Genomic DNA, 2,789 nt, shown 5'->3' with positions numbered 1-2,789 from the left:
TAAGCGCTGACGTCAGACAATCTGCACGTCCTTCGGATCTAGTTTTTTCTATCGTAGTCGAGTTGTTTCCGGATAGGCGATCAGCAGTAGTCGTCAATTGAATCATCGAATTCTACACCCGAGAGTCTGCAAAATTCTTTGAGTGCCCCTTGGAGCGTGAAGAACGTCCCCTCGCTTTTGTGATAGAATAAATTATCCTTCGTTGAGATATGCGCTAAAGCCCAGTCTTTCACGCCAGAGGGGCTGTGTGAAAGCACCACAAGGCCGTTGTCGGTTAGCGAATGCTGAACAACGAGGCCGTGGTAAATGTCATTCTGAACAAAGACGTTTCCGAATTCGAGAGAAGAGGCATACTTCTCCAAGGCATCTTCTGTGACTCGTGATGGGCAGGCAGGGAACTCCGACGGAACCTTCCAGCGAACCTGTACAACCGAAGGCGTCAATGACTCAGTCTCTTCGATTTCTGGCTCCAATATCGAGGGATTGCTTCCACCGTAGAGCCACTCCCCAAGTGCACCTCCTTGAGTGGCTTTGCCACTTTCGGCCCATTTCATCAGGCTTTCTTTCGCGGTTTGTGCCTCGTCCCTGCTTACAGTCCGCATCCAGGAAATATCCGGAAAATCTGTGTAGGTTTGCACGGCCTTGGGGTTCTCGAAGAACGCTTCGATTGATCCATACACAAACTCAATTCGGCGGGCGGATATCGGGTTGAGAAGTACATTTTCCAGCCTTGTAACCCACCTTAGATTCTCAGGTCGGTTGTTGGCGCGGTTCGTATCAATGTGATCTACAACGTGCTGATCCGAAGGCGGATCGCCATGGAAAGCACTGCATACGATTCGATGTACAGGTACACCGGACACGAACAAATAGCCGGTTGACGGCGCTTGCCGTCCGAAAGTCCATTGCTTATCCAACGGACGTGATCGCTTGCGGTACTTATTCAGTCGAAATACCGCCCCATTGTCGCGAACTCTATACCTTTCTTCGCGATAAGAGACTTCAAGCTCAGTATCAAATTGATCAATAAGAGCTAGGTGCGTCAGTTCAAAATCGTCGTACTTCATAGCTCATATCCCAAAATCGTAATCCATGATTTTTTGGCCCAGATCGTCTTTGGCCTCCTCTGTGCCGAGCCTAAATGCCATGTACTTCGCGAATGACTCTGCGAACCAAGCTGGCCGTCGGTATTGTGGAGGTAGTGTCGCAAGACATACTGTATTGGCATCCGACCGCCTAAGAGGTCGCTCATTAGCCAACGATCTCCCAACGTGGCGAAGCGCTTCGACAAGGGCCGCGGCGCGTTCCCCGTTGCTTAGATTGGTTAGCTCAACGGCCGAGATCAGGTGAGAGGCCAGATTGCGAGTCTCTTGGATCGCCTTTTCTGTATCTATTCTGACCTTAGTAGGTGCCTTTTGCCATTCATTAAAGCTGTCGAGCGCGTCATGGACATCGTTGTCCAAATCATTGTTTGGGTTGATGAGATCCATTCGAAGCTGCTGTATGCGCTCGACGGCCATTTCGTAGTCTTCCTTGGTCCATCCTGAGGGCAAGTCGGCCATCTGTTTTATCTGCGCGAGCATCGCGGGAGCGTTCGCTCCGTGTCGGAATGCTCCCATTTGTGCTTCCCTGAAGCACTGTTCTGCGAACCTTTGCAGCTCTTCTTTCTGTCTATGACGCGCTTGCTTTTCAGCGTTGCTAAGTGGTGACATAACCAATCCTGTTACTTTTGCTATTAGTTACATAACCATTCGAATATCATGAGTCAACTGGGTTCAAGTCGTGTCGCGAAATCAACAGGAGACTAGATACCCTATTCTCGGTTTCGATCGTTTTTGAGAGTCACGTTCCGAAAGAACTCGAGCCACCCTGAGAAGGCAAAATATACTCTCAAAACAGTCTCTTGTAACACTGCCTCTCATTACCTACATGTCCAATGAGTTATGAGAGGATTTGTTGTGCTAATTGGATACGCTCGGGTTTCTACCCAAGATCAAGACCCTGAACTGCAAGTCGACGCGCTCAAAAGGGTGGGGTGCGAGAAAATCTTCATTGAAAAGGCGAGCGGAGCTAAACGCGATCGTCCTGAGTTGATAGCTGCGTTGGACTACGCTCGTGAAGCCGACACCATTGTCGTTTGGAAACTCGATCGGTTGGCGCGCTCTCTGAAGCAGTTAATCGAGACAGTCGAAAACTTGGAAGAGCGAGGGGTGGGATTAAAGTCGGTTACCGAGACCATTGATACCACGACGTCAGGTGGAAAGTTGGTTTTTTCCATCTTCGCCGCACTAGCGGAGTTCGAGCGTTCCATCATTCAAGAGCGGACTCGTGCAGGACTGGAATCGGCCCGCTCACGCGGGCGAGTGGGAGGCAGGCCGAGATCAGTTACCGACGAAGACATTGCTGCCGCAAAAGCACTTCTCAAAGACCCAGATATTACGGTCCGGAAAGTCGCAGAACGGATCGGGTGCTCTGAAGCAACGCTGTATCGATATTTACCTAGTGCACGAGCCAATGCCGTGTAGCCCGCGTTAGCGAGCTGTCTCGTGTCCGTCGGCAGAGTTTTTGGGTCCAAAGGTCGCCTGAACTAAGAGAGTGTCTGGCTCATCTGGTTGGGTTGATTATGCGGCGCGTTGGCTGTGATGCAAGCGGCGCGCTTCGAGCGTCTTTCGTTTGATCTTTTCTCGTTGTTGTAGAATGGCTTTGTCCCGTCCGAAGTAGACGTCGGCAGGTGTGACGTTGTTCAGGCTCTCGTGGTAGCGCTGGTGGTTGTAGTGGTCGACGAAGGC

3 protein-coding genes and 1 pseudogene are annotated in these 2,789 nt (G+C 50.8%); 1 reads left to right on the top strand and 3 read right to left on the bottom strand.

The genetic code is table 11. The annotated features are described in order from the left end of the window. Positions 1-80: 80 nt before the first annotated feature. Positions 81-1,067, bottom strand: coding sequence for an HNH endonuclease signature motif containing protein (locus DS906_RS18530; RefSeq protein ID WP_113791563.1), 987 nt, complete (start codon positions 1,065-1,067; stop codon positions 81-83). A 3-nt stretch (positions 1,068-1,070) separates the two neighbouring features. Continuing rightward, a complete protein-coding gene (locus DS906_RS18525) occupies positions 1,071-1,712 on the bottom strand; it encodes a hypothetical protein (RefSeq protein WP_113791562.1) in 642 nt (213 codons plus the stop codon). Positions 1,713-1,943: 231 nt separating this feature from the next. On the opposite strand from DS906_RS18525, the gene DS906_RS18520 reads away from it, so the two are divergent. Beyond that, on the top strand, positions 1,944-2,525 hold the full coding sequence (locus DS906_RS18520) for a recombinase family protein (RefSeq protein WP_369935309.1): 582 nt from the start codon (positions 1,944-1,946) through the stop codon (positions 2,523-2,525). A gap of 96 nt (positions 2,526-2,621) precedes the next feature. On the opposite strand, the pseudogene DS906_RS18515 reads toward DS906_RS18520, so the two are convergent. After that, positions 2,622-2,789: pseudogene (locus DS906_RS18515) on the bottom strand (IS3 family transposase); the annotation flags it as partial.

The sequence above is a fragment of the Ruegeria sp. A3M17 genome (assembly GCF_003318255.1).
GTDB lineage: Bacteria > Pseudomonadota > Alphaproteobacteria > Rhodobacterales > Rhodobacteraceae > Ruegeria.
This window is presented reverse-complemented; position numbering and strand designations above follow the sequence as displayed.

What these genes read in the sequence shown, in the direction of transcription:
- DS906_RS18530 (WP_113791563.1), bottom strand. Translation starts at nt 1,067, where the DNA reads ATGAAGTACGACGATTTTGAACTGACGCACCTAGCTCTTATTGATCAA.
- DS906_RS18525 (WP_113791562.1), bottom strand. Translation starts at nt 1,712, where the DNA reads ATGTCACCACTTAGCAACGCTGAAAAGCAAGCGCGTCATAGACAGAAA.
- DS906_RS18520 (WP_369935309.1), top strand. Translation starts at nt 1,944, where the DNA reads ATGAGAGGATTTGTTGTGCTAATTGGATACGCTCGGGTTTCTACCCAA.